Source organism: Streptomyces sp. NPDC033216 (assembly GCF_055577115.1).
On sequence record NZ_JBVIQK010000039.1, the window covers coordinates 1 to 21,697 of the forward strand.

Below are 21,697 nucleotides of genomic sequence, written 5' to 3' on the forward strand. Positions count from 1 at the left end.
GATCCACGGCCGCGACTGTCTCTTCCCCACGACCACACCAACGATCCAGCGAGCCGACAGTCACATGATCAACGGCTTTTGTTAGAGCCAATAAGACCGTGCCAGGAACGGGTCGATCGCCGCCCAGGTTGCGTCCGGGGATCGTGGGTTCATCGCCCGGTCCACAGGCCGCGGGCGACGCCTCGAGCACGTTCTCACCGAGGCGGGGCATGCCGCACTCGCGGAGGGGCGACAGTTGTCGATCGGCGTGCTGCAGGACCTGTTCGCACCTCTCGACGAGGCGCAACGCGCGCAATTGCTGCGATCGCTGCGGAAACTCACCGAGGACACGTGATCAGACATCACGCGGCTCAATCACCCCGGGGCGCCACCTCGAGAAGCGGGGGAGGGCGCAGCGAGGACGGTGGCCTGACCTGGGCAGACGCCCGGAAGGTCCGCATCCTCGTCCCGGCCCCGGCCAAGGGGGCGAAACTCACCCTCGCCCAGCTGCGCGCCGCCCTCAGGCGCAGCGGCCGCACCCCTGCCTTCGATACCGGGACCACACGCCCGCGGGACATCTTCCGCTCCCGGTACGCCCATCAACTCCCGGCCCTCCAGGACGCCTTCGGCCACCAGCTCCTGGCTCTGCTGCAGATCCAGGCCTGGCAAGGTTTCTACTGGCTGGAGCCTGTCCGGCCCAGGGCCTCAGGCGGCGAACGGGTTGGTGTGGCCGGGCAACTGCTGCCCCGGGCGCAGGAACCGCTGGGCGCCGTGTTCGTCGCGCACCGTGAGGAACCCGGCGTCCGTCAGCCGCTGTGCGATCCTCTCGCGGCGGATCGCGCCCACCTTGAACGCCACGGTGAAGAGCAGCGCGACCGCCCCGCCTGAGGCGACCGCTTCGACTGGCGAGCTGTCGATGAGCATGAGGACGGTCAGGACCGCGCAGGCGAGGTAGCCCAGCGCCTTCTGCTTCCGGTCGGCGACGTACTGGGCCATGACGTCGAAGGTGACGAGGTCCTTCAGCACGGCCACGGCACCGACCGCTTCGGGGAGCGGCTTCAGCGAGCCCTGCTCCAGCCCCGGCACTGTCCCGCCGTTGCCCGCCTGCGGATGGGCGGTGATGGTGGCCGCCTCGCGGACGCGCGCGTCGGGCCGCGGGTCCCGGTACATCCGGACCTGGACGAGGGAGTTCTTGAACCCGGTCCTGTACGCCGTGCCGTACGTGTAGCCGTACTGCTCCGCCACGTGCGCCAGGGCGGCCGCCTTCAGCGTGGAGCCCTGGGGGGCGATCTCAACGATGGCCTGCTGACGGGCGATCTGCCGGAGCATCCCCGCTATGTGACGTTCTACGGACATCATGTTCCCCGCCCCCTGGGACCCTGCGCCTGGGCCGACCGGCGCATGGCCTGGTACTCCCGCAGCGTTTCGCTTACCGGCCCGGTCAGAAGGGCCGTGGGGAGTGTAGTGGGTGAGCGCGGGCGCCGGTGGAAGTCCTTCGCCGAGTGCCCCCTGATGCGAAGCTCCAGGGAGCCGGCGGACTTCTGCCACGGTGAGCGAAGCCACGACGCCGGAACCGTTTTGCACCCCCTTTCCTGTAGCGTCGGCCGACATGACCGTGAGGTAGGCGTGGGCGAGCATGGACCACGTGATGTGCCGTACCGGCCGTATACCGGCGGAGTTCGTACTGGTCCAGGCCGCACTCGTTCTTCGAAACCTGAGGGGCGGATGCCGGCAGGAAGCGATCTTTCACCGACCAGCGCTGGGAAGGCGTCCGGCAGAGGCGTCCAGGAACGCGGCAAGTGCCGTCTGTGCCGCGGTGAGCCCGCGCGGGCCGGCACTCAGGGAGTCGTACACGAACTCCACCGTGGTGTCCTCGATGCCGCAGAACTCCGATATTCCCACCCTGAGCCGGCGCTCGATCGCGGTGTCCCAGCCGAACTCGGCGAACCGTTCGCGCGGGTGGCTGGACAGGCCCAGCCAGAGCATCCGCTTGCCACTCAGGCGCTGGCGGCTCCGGCCGTAGGCGAAGCCGTAGTTCCAAACCCGGTCGATCCAACCCTTGAGGATGGCGGGCAGTCCGAACCACCAGACGGGGAAGACCACCACGATGACGTCGGCGCGGTCGATGCGCCGCATGTGGGACCGCACCTCGGCGGAGTACTCCTTGTCCTGGTTCCCCCAGTCCGGCTCGTCCTCGGGGCCGGTGCGGGGGGCGAAGTCCTCGGCGTACAGGTCGAGCAGGTCGACGGTGTATCCGTCCCCGGTCAGGCGTTCCCCGGCGCGGTGGGCGACCTGGGCGGTGAGGGAGTCGGTACGCGGGTGGGCGAGCACCAGCAGGGCGCGCTGTGCCACGGTCCTCACCCGCCCAGCCGGACGAGCATCTTGCCGGTGTTGGCGCCGCGCATCATGCCGAGGAAGGCGGCCGGAGCCTGCTCGATCCCCTCGAACACGGTCTGCTGAGTACGCAGCGTGCCGTCGGCGAGCCAGCCCGCGGCGCGCTCGATCCACTGGGGGAAGAGGTGGAAGTAGCTGCTGACCAGCATGCCGCGCAGGTTCAACTCCTTGGCCGCCGCCTGGAAGAGGTTGTCGGGGCCCGCGGGCGGTGTGGCGGCGTTGTAGTCGCCGATGGCGCCGACCAGGGCGATCCGGCCACCGGTGCGCATCGGGCCGATCGCCGCACGCAGATGGCCGCCGCCCACGCTGTCGAGATAGACGTCGATGCCGTCGGGCGCGGCCTGGGCCAGGCCGGACGTACCCGCCGGCACCGTCCTCGACGTGATCACCCGCCTGGTGGACCGCTCGCTGGTCACCATGGTGGACAGCGAGGACGGCCCCCGCTACCGGATGCTCGAGTCCGTTGCCGCGTACAGCCTCGAACGGCTGGAGGAGGCCGGTGAGACGCGGCTCGCCCGCCGCCTGCACCGGCTTCATCACGTCCGGCTGGCGGAGCGGGCACAGCCGTGGCTGTACGGCCCCGAGCAGCGCCACTGGCTGCGACGCCTCGACAGCGACAGCGCCAACCTGCGCTCCGCACTCGCCTACGCGGCCGGGACCGAGGCGGAGACCGGGGCGGGGACCGAGACCGCGTTCGGGGCGGGGACCGGGGCGGACACGACGGATACCTCGGCCGCGACCGACAGCGACAGCGTGGCGGACGGCCCGTCGGATGCCGATCCCGAGCTGGCAGTACGCCAGGTCAACGCGCTGGCCTGGTACTGGTTCCTGCGCGGCCGCCTCGGCGAGGCCCGGCGGTCGTTCGCCATGGCACTGGGCCCTGGTGCCCCCGACGACCACGAGGCCGCCGCCCGCCACAAGGGCTTCCACGCGGCCCGGCGCAGCGCACAGGCGCGCCAGGCCGCCTTCGCGCTGCCGGCAGGCGACACCACGCGACACCGGCACACCCTCGACGAGGAGTACCCGGAGTACGAGGAACACAGGGAGTACGAGGGGGCGGACGCCAGGGCCCGCTTGTTTCTGGCCCTCGCCCGGTGCGGCTTCGGCGAACCATCGGGTGAAGACCTGACCAAGGATCTGCTGGCCGAGTTCCGGGCCGCCGACGACCGCTGGGGCATGGCCGCGACCCAGAGCACCCGCGCGACCCAGGCCCTGTACCGGGGCGATCTGGCGGATCTCAAACGGTACGCCGTGGACAGCGCGGCGCGCTTCGACGAGCTCGACGAGGGGCGGGGGAAACTGCGGGCGGGCGAGCAGCTGGGCGTACTGGCCGAGATCGCCGGTGATTACGCCGAAGCCGCCCGTCTGCACCGCGACGGCGTGCGCGTCGCCGAGGAACTCCAGCTGTGGACGGACGTCTCGTTCGGATGGTCCAGGCTCGGCAGGATCGCGTTGCTCACCGGCGACTACACCGCCCCGGCCACGTACCACGAGCGGGCCAGACGCCTGGCCGCGGCACAACTGCACCGGCCCGCCGAGCAGTTCGCCGTAACCGGACTCGCCCTGGGTGCCCGTCGGCAGGGCGACCTCGAGAAAGCCGAGGCGTATTTGCTTCCCTGGCTGGAGTGGAACCGCGAGAAGAAAGTGGATTCCGGCATGGCCCTCATCCTGGCGGAGCTCGGTTTCGTCGCCGAGCAGCGCGGCAATGTGCCTCAGGCGAAGAGGCTGCACCTGCAAGGACTGGACGCGGCACGCCGGACAGGCGACCCGCGAGCGGTCGCACTCGCCCTCGAGGGGCTGGCCGGCGCGTACGCGGACCCGGACCCCGCATACGCCGCCCGGCTGCCCGGCACGTCCGCCGGGCTGTACGTTGGCGCAGAGGAACGTCGTAAGACCCGGGTCCCACACCCACCGCCCTCTCGTACCACGCGATCACCGATGTGCGGCGCGATCACCGGTGAACGACACCGGGGCGCCCACTGAAATGACGGCTTCCGGTTCCTTTCGGGCAGTGCGGGGAGCCCGCCATCCCATTCGCTGCGCCTGCAAGCCGCCCCTCCCGCCCGCATTCGGCAGGGGACGTGGGCGCCTCCGAGGTGCTACCAGGGTGGGGACAGGGGAATGGGATCGCAGATCGCTGCGGAGCGGACACAGGCGTGTCCCGAGTGCGGTGTGGACGCGACTGCATGAGCATCTCGGTGCCCCGCCCGGCCTGCTGACCTCAAAAGTGCTGCAGATGCAAACCTGGCCGAGTCCGACGACCTGGACCGGAAGGAGCAGCTTCCCCGGCCCCCGCGTGAGGGTCGGTGGGACGAGCTGGCCAAGGACGTCGCCGCGATGGCCAACACCTGCGGATCATTTTCCGCCTCTCCTGCGGCGCCGCAGGGTGAGGATCGCGAAGATGAGAAGCCCGATGATGATGATGGCTATGGTGGCTCCGACGCTGCCCCCGACAGCGGCGCCGGAACGAGCAAGCGGTGATGACATGTTCTTCTCCTCAGCCTGTCACAAGCCGGTCACATGAATGGGCCGGCACCCGCGCCCATGGCCCAGTAGGCCACGCCGATGCCCTGATCCATTGCTTTGGAAGCGCCGAGCAGCTTTGCTCCGACTCCCACCTTTCCGCCTACCGCACCCACAAGAGCTCCGGCGGCAATCGAAGACCCGCTCTTTCCTTGCATGGCCCCGCCTGCCAGCCTCCATACCGATCGATGCAGCGGTGAGGCCGGCCGCTACGAGCGCGCCGCCGGGTGTGAAGACGGAGGCAAACCCCAGCGCTTGGCCGCCGTGGCTGAGCCATTCACCCCCGGACAACCCGAGCAAGTCCAGGCCGCTGGGGTCGATGCGGTTGACGGGGTCTCTGGCGGCGTAGGCGTAGGGGTTGCTTTCCTTGCCGGAGGGGTCGGGCTGGGTGAAGCGGCCGAGCTGGGGGTCGTAGTAGCGGGCGCCCATCTTGTACAGACCGGACGGGTCGAGGTAGGTGCCGGTGTAGCGGCAGGGCTGGTTGGTGCCGGTGGTGGTGCGTGCTTCGCCGTAGGGGCCGTAGCTGTAGGTCGCGGTGCGCTTGCCACCGGCGTCGACAAGGCCGATGACGCTGCCCTGGACGTCGGTGAGGTAGTACTGGCTCGCCCCGCCGGTCGTCATGGCTGTCAACGTGCCCGAGGCTTCACGGACGAAACCGGTGGAGTTCTCCCGCGTCATGCCGGTCGCGGCGTTGGTGAAGGTCGAACTGCCGCGCGTGAGACGGTCGTTGTTGTCCAGTCCGGCGTAGGTGTAGTTCGACGCAGCACCGGAGGCCGTCAGGTCGGACAGCTGGGTGAAGGGGGGGCCACTGGCCGCCGGAGCGGCTGCCGGTGGGTGATGCTGCGGAGGTCTCGTTTCCGTCACCGTCGTAGCCGAAGCCGGTGTTGCCGTCGAGTGAGGTCAGTTCGCCTGCGTTGTTGTACTCGCGGACGGACTGGGCGTTGTCGCAGGCGGGAAGGCTGGTGCCGGTGGAGCGGCCGGTGATGTTGCTGGCCTTGTCGTAGCAGTGGGCCCAGCCGGCGGTGGTGGAGCCGTCCTTGGTCTCGACGGCCTTGGTTGGTGGGCGCCGTGGTGGGCGCGACTACCACCAGCCTGGGCGCCAGATTCGGCATGCTTGTCCGCCCCGGCCCGCGGTGGCTTCCGTCCAGGCCGTCAGCGGCGACGGCTGTGCGGAAGGGATCGCCGACACGGTCCTGTGGAGTATCGCGATGTACGAGGCAGCGGTCTTCCCGCTGACCCCCGACAGGGCGAGGGCCAGCCACACCCTGGCACCACGTCAGGTACCCACCCCGACAACGTGACAGCGCCAGCCGAGGGCTCCGAATCATGAAGGGGCGCTGAGCTGCCAGGCATCGACACCGACGTCACACTGGTCATCGAGCCAGGGCAGTTCGGAACCGTCGGCCGGCGAAAGGCGGGTGGCCCGGGCCGGCTCGCCCCTCGAGAAGAGCCTCTGGCAGCGCCCCGCCTTGTCGCGCATCACGTGAAGCGGGTGATCCGGCGGAGGAGGGACGGCGGTGTGAGGCCGCGCTGGACGGCCAAGAGGTACGCAGCCGGGCTCTGTGCCTCCAGGGCCTTAGTCTGCTGAACGTGGGTGTGGCGGAGGCTCGTGAGGGATAAGGCTGCGCCTACCGCACCGCCGAGCAGTGGGTGACCGGCGAGGACGCCGCCTCCACCGGCCGCGGCGGCCAGCGCGGGGATCTCGAACTTGACGTTGAGGGCGCTGTAGACGGTGGTGATTCCCTGTCCCTTCATGGCCGCCCGCAGCGCTCGCAAGGGAGCTTCGAAGCGCTGTTCCACCGCCATGTGCAGGTAGCGTTCGCGTGCCTCGGGCAGGGTCGCCCCGGCCAGTTCCTGCTGCAGCAGGTCTACCGTCTCCGCCACTGTCCTGGTGAACGCGGCGAACTCGTCACGGTGGTCCTTGCGTAGCTTGACGATTTTCTCGACGGGCACGTCCCTGAGATCGGCCGGGACGGCGATGCGGATGGCCAGCAAGCCGACGACATCAGCGGAAGGGGCGGGCGGAAGGGACGAGGCGGAAGCCACGGGTGTGCGCAGGAGGACCTCAGCGATGCGGTCGGCGTTCCAGCCGTTTGACGCGAGGTGGGCGTCGGGCTGGTCGGTCGTGGGCGTATACCGGCCCTGGGCGGCAAGCGCCTCGGTGAACGCGCACTTGTACACCCAGGCGAGCGCGGCGTTCATGGTGACCCATCGTCCCTCCATGAGGGACCGCCTTGCCTGGAGACCGAGAGCACGACGTCCGTCAGTGGCGAGACCGGCGGCGAACAGCGCCTCCCGTACCTCAGGGGTGAACTCCTCCCAGTAGGCGGCTGCTGCCCGGGCCTGAGAGGGGCGCATGGAGCGGTTGCTACCGGATGAGGCTCTGAGCGAATGCGGGGACGCGGGATCAAAGAGCGCCGCACTGTGGCTGTGTCTCTCTTCCCATGACTCCGACACGCCGTATCCCGCAGCTCGTAGTGCGTCCGCGTAACGGTCGAGCAGGTCCAGGAACATGGGCGCCACCTGCCGTGCCGCGGAGGTCGGCCCCAAGTTCGTGACGAAGCCGATCTCCTGGGCGAGGACACGGGCAGTCCTGGAATCGGACAGGCGATAATCCTCAGGGACGACTCGCGCCAGCTCTCGCCAGTAGAGCGCTGCGGTCTTCAGCCAGCCTTCATCCCGGAAATGGATGTATGGGTAGTAAAGTCCAATATGCGGTAACAAGGCTTTCTCCTCCCCGATGGCAGCCAGTACGGCAGCCACGCCCGGGCCACCGTAATGCGCAACAATCCCGTGTTGCCAGAACTGCCGAACGGAAGGCGCACGCCGCTCAGGTCCAGGGCCGCCCGGTGGGCAGGTGCAAGCATCTCGCCGCTTTCGGCTGCCGCTGTCAGGCGGCGCCGGTCCGGGGGCTACTGCTACTCAGCGCGGCTGTGGTCCTCGGGGCTCCGCAGGCCCGCCGCGACGCGTCGTGGAGGTGCCGGATCTCGGCGACCAGCTCGCCCTCCTGGCGGGTCTGTTCCTCGGCTGCCGGACGAGTGGCGAGAGGCCGTACGTACCGACCGCTTTGCGGCCGTCGTTCCCGAACGCTCCTCGGCCGACGGGTCCTCACTCGCACCTGAGACAATGGCGATCAGTCACAGCGGGGGCGGCGCGATCGGTTGGGACCGTTCTTGCCGCGGCCGGGGAGGACGGTGCTCGGCGGCGGTGTGGCTGAGGGCGGCGATACCGTCGGAAGACGGACTGAGGATACGGAGCGCTGCTGTTCATGCGGTTTCAGAAGAGCGCTGTCATCGCGGTTGTGTGTGCCTTGGTCGCTGGTGTCTCGGGGGACCGTGCCGGCACCTCCGCGCCCGTGCGGGGACCTGTGGAGAACCTCCTGGACGGCAGGGACTGGGCTCACTTCGCCGGCGCGAAGCCCACGCACGCAGGGGTACGGGTCACCCCCCTCGACCGGCGCGTCACACGCCAGGACGGTACCGGCGGACAGCCGAACCCACCGGTGAACCTGCGCGGTCCCCACATGGTGTTCCGAGGGGATGTCCGGATCGAAGCCGGCCTGCGGCGTGCGAATGACACGGATGCCTACCTGCATCTGTACGGTGAGACGCCGGTCATCTACGACGAATGGCGCTACGAACGGCGCGGCGTGCGCATCGGCGTGGTCGGCGGGAGCCTCCGGATCGACCGCTGGGACGGGGACTCCGACAGACCCGCGATGACCCGGACCTTCGGGAGCGGCCTGGGGCCCGAAGTCCGCCTCGCCGTCGAAGTCCGCGCGAACAGGCTTGTGCTGGAGGCCGACGGCAGGGTCGTGGGGACCGTTCCCGCGCGGGACGTCTTCGGACACGGCCGCATCTGGTTCGGCGCGGACGCGGGAGCCCGCGGGAAGGGCTGGACCCTCAGCGATCTCCACGCGCAGTCACTGGGCCGGGGCCGGATGTCCGTCGTGGACGCGCCTGGCCTGCGAGTACCCCGGTCCAGCGATGCGATGCGTGATCTGGCGGCGGCTCTCCCACGCCCGATCCGTATGGGAACCGCCCTGGCCGCGGGCCCCTTGCTGATTGACAGCGCCTACCGCCGGACGGCGGGTGAGGAGTTCTCCATGCTTACGCCGGAGAACGACTTCAAGCCGCAGTTCGTCCATCCCAGACGCGGTGTGTTCGCGTTCGCGGAAGGCGATACCTTGGTGGACTTCGCCGAGGCCAACAGGATGAAGGTGCACGGCCACACCCTCGTCTGGTTCGAAGCCCTGCCCGCATGGATGCGCGCCGAGATGACGCACGAGCAACGCAGGCGCGTCATGGTGGAGCACATACGCGCGGTAGCGGGCCACTTCCGGGGGAAGGTGGCGGAATGGGACGTGGTGAACGAGCCCATGTCCGACGAGGACGAGGACTACTCCAACGGCAACCGGGGCGTGCGGCCACAGTTGTGGTTCGAAGCGATGGGTGAGCAGTACATCGACATCGCCTTCCATGCTGCCCGCGAGGCCGACCCGCGCGCGGTGCTGTACCTCAACGAGTACGGGGTGGAGGAGGACGGTCCACGCTGGGATGCCCTCTACGCGCTGCTGATCCGGTTGAAGGAGCGGGGCGTTCCGATCGGTGGCGTCGGTTTCCAAGACCACGAGTACGCCGTCGGCGACCGTACCGACCCCGAGGTCTTCCGACGCAAGGTCCGGGCCTTGGCCGGGCTCGGCCTGAAGGCCCGGGTCTCGGAGGCGGACGTCCTCGTCGACGAGGACGAAGAGGACATCCAGGCCCGCCAGCTGGCGGGGAAACTCGCAGTCTGCGGCGAAGAACCCAACTGCACCTCGTTCTCGACCTGGGGTTTCACCGACAAGTACGGCTCCACGGCTGACCTGCGACACTATCCCCCGAGTCCGGGAAACGCTCTCCCCTGGGACGCGACGTACGAGGTGAAACCCGCCTACTGGGCACTGCGTGACGTCCTGGACGACGCTCGCCGCTCAGGTACTGGATAGGTAGCGAACACCGCGAACGACCAGCGGGACCGTTTCATCCTGATTCCGCAGCTCGCGGGGCTGGTGTGGTCCGGGAGTGACGGACTCCTGCCGGTCAGCATCATGATCACTGCGGGGGTGATCGTCGGCCACCTCTTCATGGATCCGAAGCAGAAAGCGGCGTTGGAGGAGTTCCTTGCCCGCCAGGCACCCCTCGATGAGCAGTGAGCGTTCTCCATCCTCGGTCTGAGCTGGCCAGGTGCAGGCAGAGGACGGCTTGGACCAGGCTGGTGATCCGGGTGGTCGAGCATCGGAGCTTGCGCAGGAGTCGCCAGGTCTCGAGGGTGGCGACGGCCTGTTCGACCAGGGACCGGATCTTCGCGGGGGAGCGGTTGACGGCTTTCTGCCCGGCGGACAGCGTCTCCCAGCGGCCCCAGTACGGGGTGCGGACCGGGGCCTTGACCCCCGCTGCCCACCCCCAGGCGTTCCGCTACGGATCCGGGTGTTCAACATCGGCAGGGCCTACAACCTGTTGAAAGAACAGCCCCGCGCCGTCGTACAGATTTCTGATGCCGACTGGGTAGCCGCCTGCCACCTGAGCCTGCTCCAGCCGGGCAATAAGGCGCGTGCTGGTGCCCGGTCTTCGGCCCGGACCAATCCGCCTTCAACGCCGAACACGCCCTGCAGACCGACCTGAACGAGCCGGTCATCATCGCCACGATGGAGGTCGGCGGCCATTCGGCCATCCTGCTGATCGACGGCGTCCACCGCATGTACCGGGCGATGACCGAAGGCCGGGCAACGCTGCCCGCGCACACCCTGACCGTCGCTGCGACCGCGACGATCCGCGAGCGCTGACCCGCGTCGCCTGTACCGGCTGGTACTCCAGCCGGATTTCGCCGTCTGACCTGGCCTTTCACCGGGTGGCGGGAGTGTAGCGGGACTTTGGTCGTGTGAGGGCGGTCTCACGGAGACCGCCCCTCGATCGTGCAACAACGCCGCTGGTAGTGACAGCGGCGGCGACTGCTTGGCGTCGGCGGCGCCAGCTCGACCAGCTCAGCGTGTGATGTCGTCCTCGGCGTCCGCTCAGGTGCGGGGGCCGGACACGACACGCTGCCAGGAGTCGCCGAACCTCCGCCACTGTGAGCTCGATGGCCCCGACTGTCCCACCTGTTGTGCCCCTTTTCCCCAAGACTGGTGTGCCGTGGCGGCCAGGAAGGCGTGCGCGAGCATGGCCAGCGTGATGTGCCGATACCAGCCGACGTAGCGGCGGACTTCGTACTGGTCCGGGCCGCACTCGTTCTTCGCGGCCTGGAAGCGCCGGGACACAGCGGCAGGAGGCAAGAGGGCCCGGGCATTCCTCGCGCGGAGAGGACGGAGAAGAGCGTTACTCGGTAAGATCTTGACGGCCTTTCAGGCATGGCAGGCGGGGACAGCGGCAGTCGGGCAAGGACGAGACATCCGGCCGCTGCCTGCTTGTCCCGGTCGACGGGGCAGGCGGGGAAACGAGAGACGGGGGCAGCGGTGGATGCGGCATCGATGACGCTGCGCGAACTGTTCGGACCGGACCGGCGTCTTGTCGTACCGGTCTTCCAGAGACCGTACGTCTGGTCCGAGGACAGGAATTGGCGGCCGTTGTGGGAGGACGTCACCGCTCTGGTCCGCCGGAGGCTGGCGGGGGACGAGGTCCATCCGCACTTCCTCGGCGCCGTGGTCCTGGACCAGCTGCCGACCCCCACGGGGGCGATGCCCGCCCGGCAGGTCATCGACGGCCAGCAACGGCTGACGACGCTGCAGGTGCTCCTCGCGGCGATCCGCGACGTGGCGAGGGAACTCGACGTCCACGACAAGTACGTGCGCGCGCTCGCCAAGCTCACCGTCAACGACGACGACATGGCCGACGACCCGCACGCCCTTTACAAGGTGTGGCCCACCCACATCGACCGGGCGTCCTTCCGCGACATCGTGGACGGTCGGCTGCGGCGGGCCGCCGACGTGGCGGCCCCCGCCGCTCCCGGAGCCCCGGCGATCGTCCAGGCGTACTGGTTCTTCCGCGACCGCACCCTCGAGTGGGCACAGGAACTGAGTTACGAGAGCACGGCGGACGAGGGCTTCGACGCCCTGGTGCGCGTGGTGCGCGACAAGTTCGAGCTCGTGGTCATCGATCTCAAGCCCGAGGACAACGCCCAGGTCATCTTCGAAGCGCTCAACGACCGCGGCACCCCGCTGCAGGCCTCCGACCTTGTTAAGAACCTCGTCTTCCAGAAGGCGGAGGAACAGGGGCTTCCGGTGGAGGAGCTCTACCGGGACGTGTGGGCCCGGCTCGAGACGCCCGACTGGCGCAAAGAGGTACGACAGGGAAGGCTGAAGCGCCCTCGGCTGGATGTCTTCCTCACGCAGTACCTCACCTGCGAGCTTGCCGAGGAGGTGCTGACTCCCGAGCTCTTCCTGACCTTCCGCAGGTACGTCGCGGACTCCGAGTCGCCCCTGGCCGACTTGATGCGGCGCATGGTGGACCGGGCGGGCGCCTACCGGCAGCTGACGGCCGAGGAGCAGCCGGCCACCCCGGAGGGCCGGGTCCTGCGCACCGTCGGCGTGCTGGACGCCAACACCGTTCTGCCCGTCCTGCTGTGGCTGGTCACCCGCTTCGACGAGGACGACCGGGCCGGTGCGATGAGGGCCCTGGACTCCTACCTGGTGCGCCGCACGGTCTGCCGTCTGACGACGAAGAACTACAACCGGCTCTTCCTGGAACTGCTCAAGGAGCTGAAGGCCAAGGACGACCCGGCGGTGGTGACCGACTTCCTGCTGCGGCAGGACGCCGACTCCGGCTACTGGCCCCGCGATCACGACATCCAGTACGTCCTCCGCTCGCAACCGTTGTACAAGCACCTCACCCGCGCCCGGTTGAGGCTGGTGCTGGCCGAGCTGGAGGCCACGCTGTACTCGGGCAAAACCGAGCGGATCGTCCATGAAGGAGAACTGACGATCGAGCACTTGCTGCCCCAGTCGTGGGAGGCACACTGGCCGCTTCCCGACGACGCGGGCCGCGGGAGCGTGGAGGCTCATCAGCGCCGGGAGGCACTCGTCCATACCCTGGGGAACCTGACCCTGCTCACCAGCAGGCTCAATCCGGCGGTCTCCAACGGCCCCTGGGAGCGCAAGCACGCCGAAATCCTCCAGCACAGCGCGCTGTCCCTGAACCGTTCCCTGCCTGCGCAGTGGGACGAGGAGGCCATCGTGGCCCGGGCGGACCACCTGACGGAGGCGTTCTGCCGGCGCTGGCAGCGTCCGGAGGGAGGCGCACCCGCTCTCCCAATCGCACCTCTCTCGGCCTCCGGGGCGGCGGCACAGACGAACACACCCGTCGCCAGGCCGGCGAGGGTCAAGGTGCCCCAGGCCCGCCGTGACGTCGCCCTTCACATGCGCGAGGCCTTCGCGGGTCTCCCGGTCGGGAGCGTCCTGACGGTCGCGCAGATCGTGGCGGCCCGCACCAGCCAGTACGAGGCTGGTGAGATCAGCGCCGGCGCGGTGAACGCCAGACTCAACAGCGACAACGTCCCCGGCCTACGGGTCGTCCCCGGCTCCAGCCCGCTGTCCGCCCGCAAAATCACCTGATCCGCCGTCGCGCCGGGGCGAGTATTCGACGGATGGATTCCGCGGGGCGTCGTGAGGATCCTTCAATCCAGCCGCAGCCATTGACCGAGGGCCGTGAAGTCTTCGTCGGTGGGCCGCGGGACGGCACGGCGCGATGGAGGAGTGCCTGCAGGTGCTGCACGCAGTTCGTACTCGACCGGAGTGAGCATCTCCAGGGCCGAGTCAGGGTCCCCTTGCATGATCGACGTCTGTCCGGATTCATCCGGTGATGCCGAGGGCGGCCAGGGGCCTTCGCAGCATCCCGACCGCTTCCCCGAGCAGGTCATGGCCTCACGGGCATGCGTGGACAGCGTTCTGAGAGCGGCCGTATCCACGCAGCGCAGTCCCAGTGCCCCGCAGACCCTGCGCCCCTTCCGCTACACCCGCGAGAACCTCGAAGAGCGTCTCGACCTCATCTACACCAGCCTTGCCCAGGACGCAGAGGCGTACGACCCGGCGGACCCGGACATCGAGCCGGTCTTCCGCACCCGGGACTCCGTCCTCGAACGGCTCAAGCAGCTCGCCCCCTTCAACCTCCTCGACGGTGTCCGGCTGCGCTACCTCACCGAAGGCAAGCCCATCGACGAGGTGCACGCTCTGCTCTTCCGGATCTGGAAGGAGGAGGTCGGCGACGGCAACCCGGCCCTGAACCACTCGAACCTCTACCGCACCTGCTGCAACAGCTGGGGATCTACCTGCCGTCCGTCGACTCGTACGCCTTCGCTGCCCGCACCGATCTCCTGGACTCCGCCCACACCGTGCCGGCGTTCGAGCTGGCGATCTCCGCTCACCCCGAGGCGTACGTGTCCGAGCTTCTCGGCATGACCCTGTTCCTCGAATGGGAAGTCCTGGGAGTCGCGCCCGTGGCGCAGCTGTTGGACCACCTCGGGATCGACTCGCGGTTCTTCCGCATGCACATCGGCATCGACAACGCGGCGGACGGGCACGGCGCCCTGGCCCGAGAGGCCGTGATGCAGCATCTCGACCAGGTCCACACCCTGGGCGGCGAACGAGCCGTCCAGCAGCAGTGGGAGCGGATCTGGAACGGCTACGTCGCCTTCCAGAGCACGGGCAACCTGGGTGAGGAACTGGTGGCACGGCTCACCACACCGCCCAGGGCCGAGGAGCGCCTGCTCACCTCGATCCGGGACAAGGCGTCGAGAGCGGCGCTCGACCACGACGGGAAGAAGCTCGCCGGTACCTGTCTCAACGACTGGTTCGCCGACCCGGAGGGACTCCTGAACGCGCTGAGCGAGTCCGACTGGGTCTGCCCCGGAGATCCGGACGCCAGCGCGTTCTTCCGGCTCCTGGCCTGGGACGGTCCGATGTACAAGGTCTCCGACACCGAGGTGACCGGACTCTGGCGGGACTGGATCCGCGCGCTGGTCGAGCAGCGCACGCAGGAGCGGGCGTACTCCCCGCTGGAGGCGATGGTCCTCCTGGCGGACGCGGTGCGCGCCCGACCGGCCGCCCACCTGTCCGACGCGTGCACCCTCATCGGCCCGCAGCCCGGCGACCCCGACCACCTCGTCGAGAGGCCTGTCGCCTGGTGGGCACTCCAGCCCGCCCCGGTACTGCTCGCCGCGATCGCCCATCCCGCCAACGCCCTGTTCGACGCCGCTGCCGGCACCGGCGGCGGCGGTCCGCCGCCCGCCGAGCGGGAGGCCTCATCCCAGCCCGGCGGGAGTTTCGTCCACGCGATCTTCGACCGGGCGGATCACACGGATCTCACCAAGGACCTGCCGGTGCCGAAGCCGGTACGCGACATCGTCTGCGACTGGGTCGAGGCAGGCTGCCCGCTGCCCGACGCAACAGCTCCCCTCAGCCGGGTGAGCATGTCCACCGCGCAGGCCGCCACCGATGCCGACAACCCGCTGCGGCCGCTCATCAACGGCAAACGATCCATTGACGCGTGGGGGCGACTACGCGGACGTTCTGGTGGCCGGCGCCGGTCCAGGCGGCTGTGCCGCCGCCCTCACCCTGGCGGCCACCGGTGCCGACGCTGTCCTCGCGCACCGGCCGCACCTCGCCAATGGCATGTCGGAGAGAGCCTCGCACCCACCGCACGGCCGCTGCTGGACAGGCTCGGCATCCTGGACAGGGGCGTGTCGCACGGGCACGAGCCGTGGTACGGGACCCGCTCCGTCTGGGGAGACAGCACCCTCACGGCGTCCGACTTCAAAGGCGGCCCCTACGGCCCGGGCTGGCTTCTCGACCGGCGCGCTTTCGACGTCTCGTTGCGTGACGCCGCCCGCGAGGCGGGGGTGCGCCGTCACGACGACAGTGTCACCGCCGTGAGCCGCGTCGGGCAGCTGCGGCGCGTGTCCTTGTCCGGCACCGAGGTCGTCATGCGCTACCTCCTCGATGCCACCGGGGCGAGTGCCCGCGTCGCCCGCAGGCTGGGGCCACACGTCGTGGCCACCGACCACCTCGTCGCGATCGCTGCCGTGCTCTGCGGGCGTACGCCGGCGGGCGACACCGGCAGCGGCGCCGAACGCACCTCGCTCGTGGAGTCCGCCCCCCTCGGATGGTGGTACACCGGACGGCCTGTGGGAGATTGCGAGGCCGTTGCTGCCGCCGGCACGGGTAAGGCCGCAAGGTGGCGGGGTGGCCAACATCGATGATGAGGCGGTCTTCGCCGCGATCATCTACGTGTTGGTCAGTGGCTGCGCCTGGCGGGCGTTGCCGCCGTGCTTCGGAGCGTCGAAGTCGACCGTGCACCGCCGCTTCGCCATCTGGTCGCGTGCGCGAGTCTGGGGACGACTGCATCAAAAGGTCCTGCAGATCCTGAACGAGCGGAACTTGGTCGACTTGTCCCGTGCGGTCCACGACTCCGCGCACGTGCGCGCTAAAAGGGCGCGAACACAGGTCCGAGCCCCGTGGACCGGGGTAAGCCCGGTTCCGAGATGCACGTCCTGTCGGACGCGAACGGACTGCCCCTACGCGTCGGAGTCTCCGCGGCCGACACTCACGACAGCCAGTCCCTGAAGCCGATGCTGTCCCCTTTCCACATGGGACACGAATTTCCATGGAGCCGACTCCGAGCCCCAGCGCCTTCATGCCGACAAGGCGTACGACGTGCCTCACCTGCGGCGATGGTTATGGGGCAAGCGCATCGGCGTCCGCATCGCCCGCAAGGGCATCGACTCCAGCGAACGGCTCGGCCGACGCAGGTGGGTCATCGAGCGCACCATGTCCTGGCTGACCGGCTACCGCCGCCTCAACCACCGCTATGAGCGAAAACCCGGCAACTACCTGGCCCTTCTCGGACTGGCAGCCGCTCTCTGCTGCTACAAACGCCTCCTCAAACTGACCATGCAGGACACGGCCTTACTACGGCGCCCTCAAGCCGCTGCTCGAAGATCACGCCGAGCACCTGGCCAAGGAGATCGACAGACGCTGAGCCTGTGCGTGGATGGGCAAGGTCAGGCCCGCGCGGTCCGGAATGCCAGATACCGGCTGAAGGCTTCGTTGCTGTCGGGGGTGAAGCGCCACTCCAGCAGGGCCGACCGCAGCTCCGGCTCGGTCAGCCAGCCATGCCAGGCGACCTCATCGGGATCGGGGACCATGGCGTCCGGCACCACGGCTTCGTGCACGCCGAGCCAGTGAGGGCTCAAACCGCTGCGGTTGATGAAAGTGAAAAGCAGGCGCGGCAGCGCACGAATGCCCAGTTCCTCGGCCAGTTCCCTCGCGGCGGCCTGTTCGTAGGACTCGCCGACGTTTGCGGCGCCACCGACCTCGACCTCATAGAGCCCGGGGAAGCGCGATACCTGCTCCGACCGTCGGTGGACGAGGATCCGTCCACGCTGATCACGACACACCGTCACGGCGACTCGGTGCAGCCAACCCTGCCGGATGGCCTGCCGGCGGCTGACCACCATCCCCAGCACACGATCTTGATCGTCGACACGCTCCACCAGTTCATCCACGACGCACACCCTGGCAGAGCCCGCTGACAACGCCGCTTCTCTGAGCCCGCAGAGGCCGACCCAGGAGAACTGGGCCCTGTCCGGCGGATCATGGTGATCATCGCAGGGGATAGGGTCAGCGGCGCCGTATCCATGACGGGTGATCGCTGGAAGGGGCTGCTGGACGTGTGGCCGGACTCGTGGGCAGTAGTAGCCGAATCCGACCGAGCGCAATGGGACTATGCGCCACTTGAGCGGGTCCGCCCACTGCGCTTCGGTATGAGCGTGGAGGAGGCGACCATCGCCATGGAGGGATGCGGATTCGCCTCCGACACCGTTTCGGAGCTCGGCAAGTTCGGCCCATTCAGGCAATTGCGCACGCGATTTGCCGCAGTGGGCGCCCCGTGCCACCAAGTGGCCGTTGTGGCCTACTTCGTCGGGCCGATGGGGCTGACCTGCGCCGCTGTTGACGCCTTGACCGGACCCCAGGTCACTTTCGAGGGAATCCGGCTGATAGGTCGACCCCCCTCAGAGCTGTCAGCTGAGCTCACCGCCTACCTGGAGAAAACCGGCAGGGGCATCGAGATCACCACAGGAGGGGACATCGGCTCGCAGGAGCTGGGGATGAACCCTCGAGCGCAGCGAGCTGGCGACATTCTGCTCACGCGGCTGGTTTTCGGCAGGCCCAACGACTGGGTCAACACCATGTTCGACTGCATCGCGGCCGACGAATGGCGGTGGCATTGAGCCCGCTTGCCCTTCCCCGGCAGAAGAACCTCCGCACGCAGGTGACTGTCTGACCCCGCCTACTTCGTCGCAGACGCCTTCGCCCACCCGAAGGAGAACAACGTCACGTCAGCGGCCAGACGACAGCCACCTCACCGTCCGACCCCATCGATGACGCTGAAGGCCGCCTGGGCTGCGTAGCCGCCACCCCCGCACCCGCACCCGTCAGCGTCTCGGCCGGAGATGCCTCTCCTGGATCCAGGACCATCCCGAGGATTCTCCTCTGACGGAAGACAAGCAGGCTTGAGCGGTCAGTACGCACGCAACCCAGCACGTGGCGAGCCCTCCGGCCCCGAGCTTTGCTGGCATGCGACACCGCACTGCCGCGGCACAGCCGCGCAACACAAAGGTTCCCCTGATGAGCTTCGCTGTCACACCCGACGAACTCCGCAGCACCTTCGGACTCTCCGGCGTGGTCTACTTCCCCCGCTACGAATCCCCTGACAACCAACTCGACACACGAACCGCAAACTTCCTCAGTCAGGTCGGACTCCCACACGACGAGACATTCAAGTCCCAAGCCAGCATCGTCCAGGAAGAGTCGGTCCTCCTGACCGAATGGTTCCGACCCGAAGACGGACCTCTGCCCGAGGAATGCCACTCATGGCTCGTCCTCGGATACCTCGCAGCCTCCGTCATCGCCCTCGACCCCCACACCGGCAAGGTATACGCATTCGGCGAAGGCGAACCCCTCAACGCCTACACGCCTCTCCACCGCGACACCGAATCCCTCGTCTACACCCTGAACCTGTTCAAGAAGTTCGAAGATCAGGAACGAGACGACGCCGATGTTGAGGAGCAAGTCGAGCAACTGCGTGCAACTGTGGAGACCTTCGATGCGACTCCCTTCGAGGATGATCAGTCGCAATGGAGCCTCATCCTTGACGAAATCCTCGAAGGTATCCGGTAAGCCTTGAACAAAATGAGGAGCTGCCCAGGGCAATGATGACCATCACCGCGTGACACTTCTGCGGCGAGACCTGCGCCCCGCTCATCCCCAACGCCACCTGGCCCGCGCTGCCCGGCCGGCCAGCCGCCACGACCGCACCGGCGCAGGCGCCTGCCCGGCCCGTCATCGTGACGGGCGGATTCTCCCCACTCTCCGCCACCCCGGCCGAGAACACCGCCGCACCCGCACGGCGCTCACGCCGCACCTCCCAGCGCCTCGACCGCCGCCGCTTCGGGCAGGCACGCTGAAAGAGCTCGGATGCGGCACCGTGACGGGCGCGGCACCACGCACGGGCTGAGGATGGGACACATGCTCTGCCGGCTCAGGCGTCCCAGGCACGGGGACGGTTCAGCGTTTCCCATTCGGGGCGCAGCAGGGAGAACACGGCGAGGTCATGTCGGCGGCCGCGGTGAAGACAGGCGGCGCGGCTGATCCCTTCCTGGGTGAACCCGGATCTGGCAAGGACGGCGCGTGCAGGGGCGTTGTCGATGTGGGTCGCCGCGGTGAGCCGGTACATCGGCAGCTCACCGAAGGCCAGGTCCACCACAGCGTCGAGGGCAGCGGTGCCGTGGCCGTGCCCGCGATGTTCAGCGGCAAGCATCAGCTCGATCTCAGCTGTGCCGTCGACCATGTTCTGGCCGGTCAGCGCCACGTATCCGACAGGAGGGCCGTCGGGCGGGAGGATGAGGAAGTCGTCGCGGTCGTCGTCTTCCATGTCGCGCTCGATGCGCTCGCGCACGGCGGTGAGCGAGCGTGGCCAGATTCCCAGGTGGTGGGCGGCTACCGGGTCGGACCGCCATCCGTGCATGAGCCCGGCGTCCTCCACGTCGACAGCCGCGAGACCGACGGACTGGGACCGCCAGGAAAGCTCTCTCACCACTTCTGCTTCTGCGCCCTGCTCGTCGCCCGCGGTCCTGACGTCTTCGGTCACAGAAGGATGCTAGGGGCGTCTTCAGGCCGGGACCACCAAGTTTCTTCCGTGAAGGTCTCACCGTCGTAGGCGGCCGGCGGCCTTTGGTGCGGCCTGTGGCGCATGTGGTGGCCGATCCGGTCCGCAGCCTTGCAACGACGGTTCGGATGCCTCGGCGAGGGCATACGTTGAGCTGCCCTGTTGTTGACAGGTCCGCACCCCCTGCGTGCGGCAACGGTGGCCTGTCCTGCGCCCATGGCCACAGGCTCACCGGTCAGCTGCTCTATCCTTCTGCCGTGGCGAACCGGCGGCGGTCTGTGATTGACGCGTTGTGGGCTGTTGACCGGGCGCTGGGCGGGCAGCGGCGTCCGACCCGGGTCCAGAAGTGGGTGGCCCGGCACCCGGTCGGTGCCGGCCTGGGAGCGGCAATGCCCTTCACGCTCTTCCTCCTGACGCTTTCGCGTGAGGAGGAACCCGACGATTTCGCGCTCGCGGTGTTTTTCGGGCTGATCATGGGACTCGTCTTTTACCTCACCGCCGTCTCGGAACGGCTCCGGCAGCACCGACTCAAGCGCCTGGGACTCTGGGACGGAACCTGAGAGAACCGCGGGGCGGCAAGAAGCTCCCGTCCTTCGCCTCTTCCTGACGCTGGTGTGTCCAGGCTGGCCCGCCGTGGCACGCGCTTCACCCGGGTGCCGGTGAGGCGGCAGGAGCCGGCCGCCGGTGCCCGCCCACCGGCATCCCGGCACTGCCGAGGTGGTCGGTGATCTCGCCTTCCAGGGCGGACTCCAGCAGCCGCTTCGTCAGCTGCTGCAGCAGCCCGCCCTCACCGGTCAGCTGCAGACCCTCGGCCTGGGCTCGGCCCACCAGCTTGTCGATCAACTGGTCGTCCACGGCCTTTGCCTGCACAGCCTCCACGGGCTCGACACCCTCGGATCCGGACACATTCTCACTGCTCATCGGTGCAACTTCCATGATCGGGAGTTACACCGAACGTCTTACAGACCCACCGAGTGCGAAGCAGCCTGAAGAGCTGGCGAGGTGCTCAGCCGGTGGTTCGTGAGGTGTCCGGGGACCGGGCGAAGTCGGCGAGCGTGTGAAAGTCGTTCTCCCGTAGGCCGATCCGCAGGTTGACGTGGTGGAGGAGTCCGTGCCCTTGGTGGTGGGCGGTCACGTAGGTCTGATCCAGCTCGCTCTGCTCGTCGTCCATCCAGGCGAAAGGACGGCCGCCCGCGTAGTCCACCAGCGGTCCGGTCTTCCAGTGGACTCCATCAGGGCGTTCTTGGAGCAGGGCGTCGCCGAAGGCGACGAAGGGAAGTTCTGGAAGGCCGAGGACCGGTGCGATCCACCGGTTGGCGTCGTCCATCCATGTGGTGGCCCAGCACAGTTCGAAGCCGAGCTGGAGCAGGATGTGTCAATGCTCTGGGTTGAGCCAGACTCGCAGGGGCCGCCGTCGGGACGATAGGCCCTGTCGTCCCGATGGGCGTCGTTCCGGGGCACCCCGAGTGTGGTGTAGCCGTCGGGACGCCGCTCCGGCTTGGCCGCATAGGGGTTGAGTGGCCCGTCCACGACGAGGAACAGCAGTGGTCGGTTCACGGTTTCCCCCGGTCTTGCGCATTGTGGACTGCCCTGATCAGCGTAGCGGT

General features: G+C 68.4%; 17 protein-coding genes and 6 pseudogenes. 12 read left to right on the forward strand and 11 right to left on the reverse strand.

Annotation, left to right across the window (positions count from 1 at the left end):
* Nucleotides 1-390 precede the first annotated feature (390 nt).
* Nucleotides 391-633: pseudogene (locus tag ACZ5Y0_RS34905) on the forward strand (IS110 family transposase); the annotation flags it as partial.
* Between the two features lie 51 nt (nt 634-684).
* Here ACZ5Y0_RS34905 and ACZ5Y0_RS34910 read toward each other — a convergent pair.
* The 3 genes from ACZ5Y0_RS34910 to ACZ5Y0_RS34920 form a co-directional block, all read right to left on the reverse strand.
* Nucleotides 685-1,338, reverse strand: a complete 654-nt coding sequence (locus tag ACZ5Y0_RS34910) for a hypothetical protein (protein ID WP_469132675.1) — start codon at nt 1,336-1,338, stop codon at nt 685-687.
* A gap of 387 nt (nt 1,339-1,725) precedes the next feature.
* Complete coding sequence (locus ACZ5Y0_RS34915) at nt 1,726-2,331, reverse strand: NAD(P)H oxidoreductase (protein WP_469132676.1); 606 nt, start codon at nt 2,329-2,331, stop codon at nt 1,726-1,728.
* 5 nt (nt 2,332-2,336) lie between these two features.
* Nucleotides 2,337-2,792, reverse strand: coding sequence for a zinc-binding dehydrogenase (locus ACZ5Y0_RS34920; protein ID WP_469132677.1), 456 nt, complete (start codon nt 2,790-2,792; stop codon nt 2,337-2,339).
* Here ACZ5Y0_RS34920 and ACZ5Y0_RS34925 point away from each other — a divergent pair.
* On the forward strand, nt 2,755-4,356 hold the full coding sequence (locus ACZ5Y0_RS34925) for a hypothetical protein (RefSeq protein WP_469132678.1): 1,602 nt from the start codon (nt 2,755-2,757) through the stop codon (nt 4,354-4,356). The genes ACZ5Y0_RS34920 and ACZ5Y0_RS34925 overlap by 38 nt on opposite strands.
* 354 nt (nt 4,357-4,710) lie before the next feature.
* On the forward strand, nt 4,711-4,854 hold the full coding sequence (locus ACZ5Y0_RS34930; RefSeq protein WP_469132679.1) for a hypothetical protein: 144 nt from the start codon (nt 4,711-4,713) through the stop codon (nt 4,852-4,854).
* Nucleotides 4,855-4,878: 24 nt separating this feature from the next.
* Here the strand turns inward: ACZ5Y0_RS34930 and ACZ5Y0_RS34935 are convergent, their stop codons facing one another.
* On the reverse strand, nt 4,879-5,760 hold the full coding sequence (locus ACZ5Y0_RS34935; protein WP_469132680.1) for an RHS repeat-associated core domain-containing protein: 882 nt from the start codon (nt 5,758-5,760) through the stop codon (nt 4,879-4,881).
* Between the two features lie 615 nt (nt 5,761-6,375).
* Entirely contained in the window at nt 6,376-7,659 is a 1,284-nt protein-coding gene (locus tag ACZ5Y0_RS34940) for a DUF6236 family protein (protein ID WP_469132681.1), read from the reverse strand.
* A 760-nt stretch (nt 7,660-8,419) separates the two neighbouring features.
* On the opposite strand from ACZ5Y0_RS34940, the gene ACZ5Y0_RS34945 reads away from it, so the two are divergent.
* Complete coding sequence (locus tag ACZ5Y0_RS34945; protein ID WP_469132682.1) at nt 8,420-9,883, forward strand: endo-1,4-beta-xylanase; 1,464 nt, start codon at nt 8,420-8,422, stop codon at nt 9,881-9,883.
* Between the two features lie 223 nt (nt 9,884-10,106).
* Here ACZ5Y0_RS34945 and ACZ5Y0_RS34950 read toward each other — a convergent pair.
* Nucleotides 10,107-10,313, reverse strand: a pseudogene (locus tag ACZ5Y0_RS34950) (IS5/IS1182 family transposase); the annotation flags it as partial.
* 269 nt (nt 10,314-10,582) lie between these two features.
* On the opposite strand from ACZ5Y0_RS34950, the gene ACZ5Y0_RS34955 reads away from it, so the two are divergent.
* The gene (locus tag ACZ5Y0_RS34955; RefSeq protein ID WP_469132683.1) at nt 10,583-10,720 is read left to right on the forward strand and encodes a hypothetical protein; all 138 of its coding nucleotides are present in this window, start codon (nt 10,583-10,585) and stop codon (nt 10,718-10,720) included.
* A gap of 228 nt (nt 10,721-10,948) precedes the next feature.
* Here the strand turns inward: ACZ5Y0_RS34955 and ACZ5Y0_RS34960 are convergent.
* Nucleotides 10,949-11,179, reverse strand: a pseudogene (locus tag ACZ5Y0_RS34960) (IS701 family transposase); the annotation flags it as partial.
* A gap of 222 nt (nt 11,180-11,401) precedes the next feature.
* Between ACZ5Y0_RS34960 and ACZ5Y0_RS34965 the strand changes: the two are divergent.
* The 4 genes and pseudogenes from ACZ5Y0_RS34965 to ACZ5Y0_RS34980 form a co-directional block, all read left to right on the forward strand.
* On the forward strand, nt 11,402-13,480 hold the full coding sequence (locus tag ACZ5Y0_RS34965) for a DUF262 domain-containing protein (RefSeq protein ID WP_469132684.1): 2,079 nt from the start codon (nt 11,402-11,404) through the stop codon (nt 13,478-13,480).
* A 216-nt stretch (nt 13,481-13,696) separates the two neighbouring features.
* A complete protein-coding gene (locus ACZ5Y0_RS34970) occupies nt 13,697-14,323 on the forward strand; it encodes a hypothetical protein (RefSeq protein WP_469132685.1) in 627 nt (208 codons plus the stop codon).
* Nucleotides 14,257-16,122 (forward strand): iron-containing redox enzyme family protein, encoded by a 1,866-nt coding sequence (locus ACZ5Y0_RS34975; RefSeq protein WP_469132686.1) that lies wholly within the window; start codon nt 14,257-14,259, stop codon nt 16,120-16,122. Before ACZ5Y0_RS34970 ends, ACZ5Y0_RS34975 begins: the two co-directional genes overlap by 67 nt.
* A pseudogene (locus tag ACZ5Y0_RS34980) lies at nt 16,046-16,813 on the forward strand (IS5 family transposase); the annotation flags it as partial. The gene ACZ5Y0_RS34975 and the pseudogene ACZ5Y0_RS34980, both read left to right, overlap by 77 nt.
* A 110-nt stretch (nt 16,814-16,923) precedes the next feature.
* Here the strand turns inward: ACZ5Y0_RS34980 and ACZ5Y0_RS34985 are convergent.
* Nucleotides 16,924-17,379, reverse strand: a complete 456-nt coding sequence (locus ACZ5Y0_RS34985; RefSeq protein ID WP_469132704.1) for an NUDIX hydrolase — start codon at nt 17,377-17,379, stop codon at nt 16,924-16,926.
* A 138-nt stretch (nt 17,380-17,517) separates the two neighbouring features.
* On the opposite strand from ACZ5Y0_RS34985, the gene ACZ5Y0_RS34990 reads away from it, so the two are divergent.
* Nucleotides 17,518-18,153, forward strand: a complete 636-nt coding sequence (locus ACZ5Y0_RS34990) for a hypothetical protein (RefSeq protein WP_469132687.1) — start codon at nt 17,518-17,520, stop codon at nt 18,151-18,153.
* Between the two features lie 397 nt (nt 18,154-18,550).
* On the forward strand, nt 18,551-19,102 hold the full coding sequence (locus ACZ5Y0_RS34995; protein WP_469132688.1) for an SUKH-4 family immunity protein: 552 nt from the start codon (nt 18,551-18,553) through the stop codon (nt 19,100-19,102).
* Nucleotides 19,103-19,463: 361 nt separating this feature from the next.
* Here ACZ5Y0_RS34995 and ACZ5Y0_RS35000 read toward each other — a convergent pair whose 3' ends face one another.
* On the reverse strand, nt 19,464-20,072 hold the full coding sequence (locus ACZ5Y0_RS35000) for a GNAT family N-acetyltransferase (protein ID WP_469132689.1): 609 nt from the start codon (nt 20,070-20,072) through the stop codon (nt 19,464-19,466).
* A gap of 275 nt (nt 20,073-20,347) precedes the next feature.
* Here ACZ5Y0_RS35000 and ACZ5Y0_RS35005 point away from each other — a divergent pair, with 275 nt between their 5' ends.
* Complete coding sequence (locus ACZ5Y0_RS35005) at nt 20,348-20,650, forward strand: hypothetical protein (RefSeq protein WP_469132690.1); 303 nt, start codon at nt 20,348-20,350, stop codon at nt 20,648-20,650.
* Nucleotides 20,651-20,801: 151 nt separating this feature from the next.
* Here the strand turns inward: ACZ5Y0_RS35005 and ACZ5Y0_RS35010 are convergent.
* Nucleotides 20,802-21,011, reverse strand: a pseudogene (locus ACZ5Y0_RS35010) (IS256 family transposase); the annotation flags it as partial.
* A gap of 85 nt (nt 21,012-21,096) precedes the next feature.
* Nucleotides 21,097-21,647 (reverse strand): annotated as a pseudogene (locus ACZ5Y0_RS35015) (hypothetical protein).
* Between the last annotated feature and the right edge of the window lie 50 nt (nt 21,648-21,697).

Bases quoted from the DNA above. Each gene is read 5' to 3' on its own strand.
- ACZ5Y0_RS34910 (WP_469132675.1), bottom strand. From the start codon at position 1,338: ATGATGTCCGTAGAACGTCACATAGCGGGGATGCTCCGGCAGATCGCC.
- ACZ5Y0_RS34920 (WP_469132677.1), bottom strand. From the start codon at position 2,792: ATGGTGACCAGCGAGCGGTCCACCAGGCGGGTGATCACGTCGAGGACG.
- ACZ5Y0_RS34930 (WP_469132679.1), top strand. From the start codon at position 4,711: ATGGCCAACACCTGCGGATCATTTTCCGCCTCTCCTGCGGCGCCGCAG.
- ACZ5Y0_RS34945 (WP_469132682.1), top strand. From the start codon at position 8,420: ATGGTGTTCCGAGGGGATGTCCGGATCGAAGCCGGCCTGCGGCGTGCG.
- ACZ5Y0_RS34955 (WP_469132683.1), top strand. From the start codon at position 10,583: ATGGAGGTCGGCGGCCATTCGGCCATCCTGCTGATCGACGGCGTCCAC.
- ACZ5Y0_RS34965 (WP_469132684.1), top strand. From the start codon at position 11,402: ATGACGCTGCGCGAACTGTTCGGACCGGACCGGCGTCTTGTCGTACCG.
- ACZ5Y0_RS34970 (WP_469132685.1), top strand. From the start codon at position 13,697: ATGATCGACGTCTGTCCGGATTCATCCGGTGATGCCGAGGGCGGCCAG.
- ACZ5Y0_RS34985 (WP_469132704.1), bottom strand. From the start codon at position 17,379: ATGGTGGTCAGCCGCCGGCAGGCCATCCGGCAGGGTTGGCTGCACCGA.
- ACZ5Y0_RS34990 (WP_469132687.1), top strand. From the start codon at position 17,518: ATGGTGATCATCGCAGGGGATAGGGTCAGCGGCGCCGTATCCATGACG.
- ACZ5Y0_RS34995 (WP_469132688.1), top strand. From the start codon at position 18,551: ATGAGCTTCGCTGTCACACCCGACGAACTCCGCAGCACCTTCGGACTC.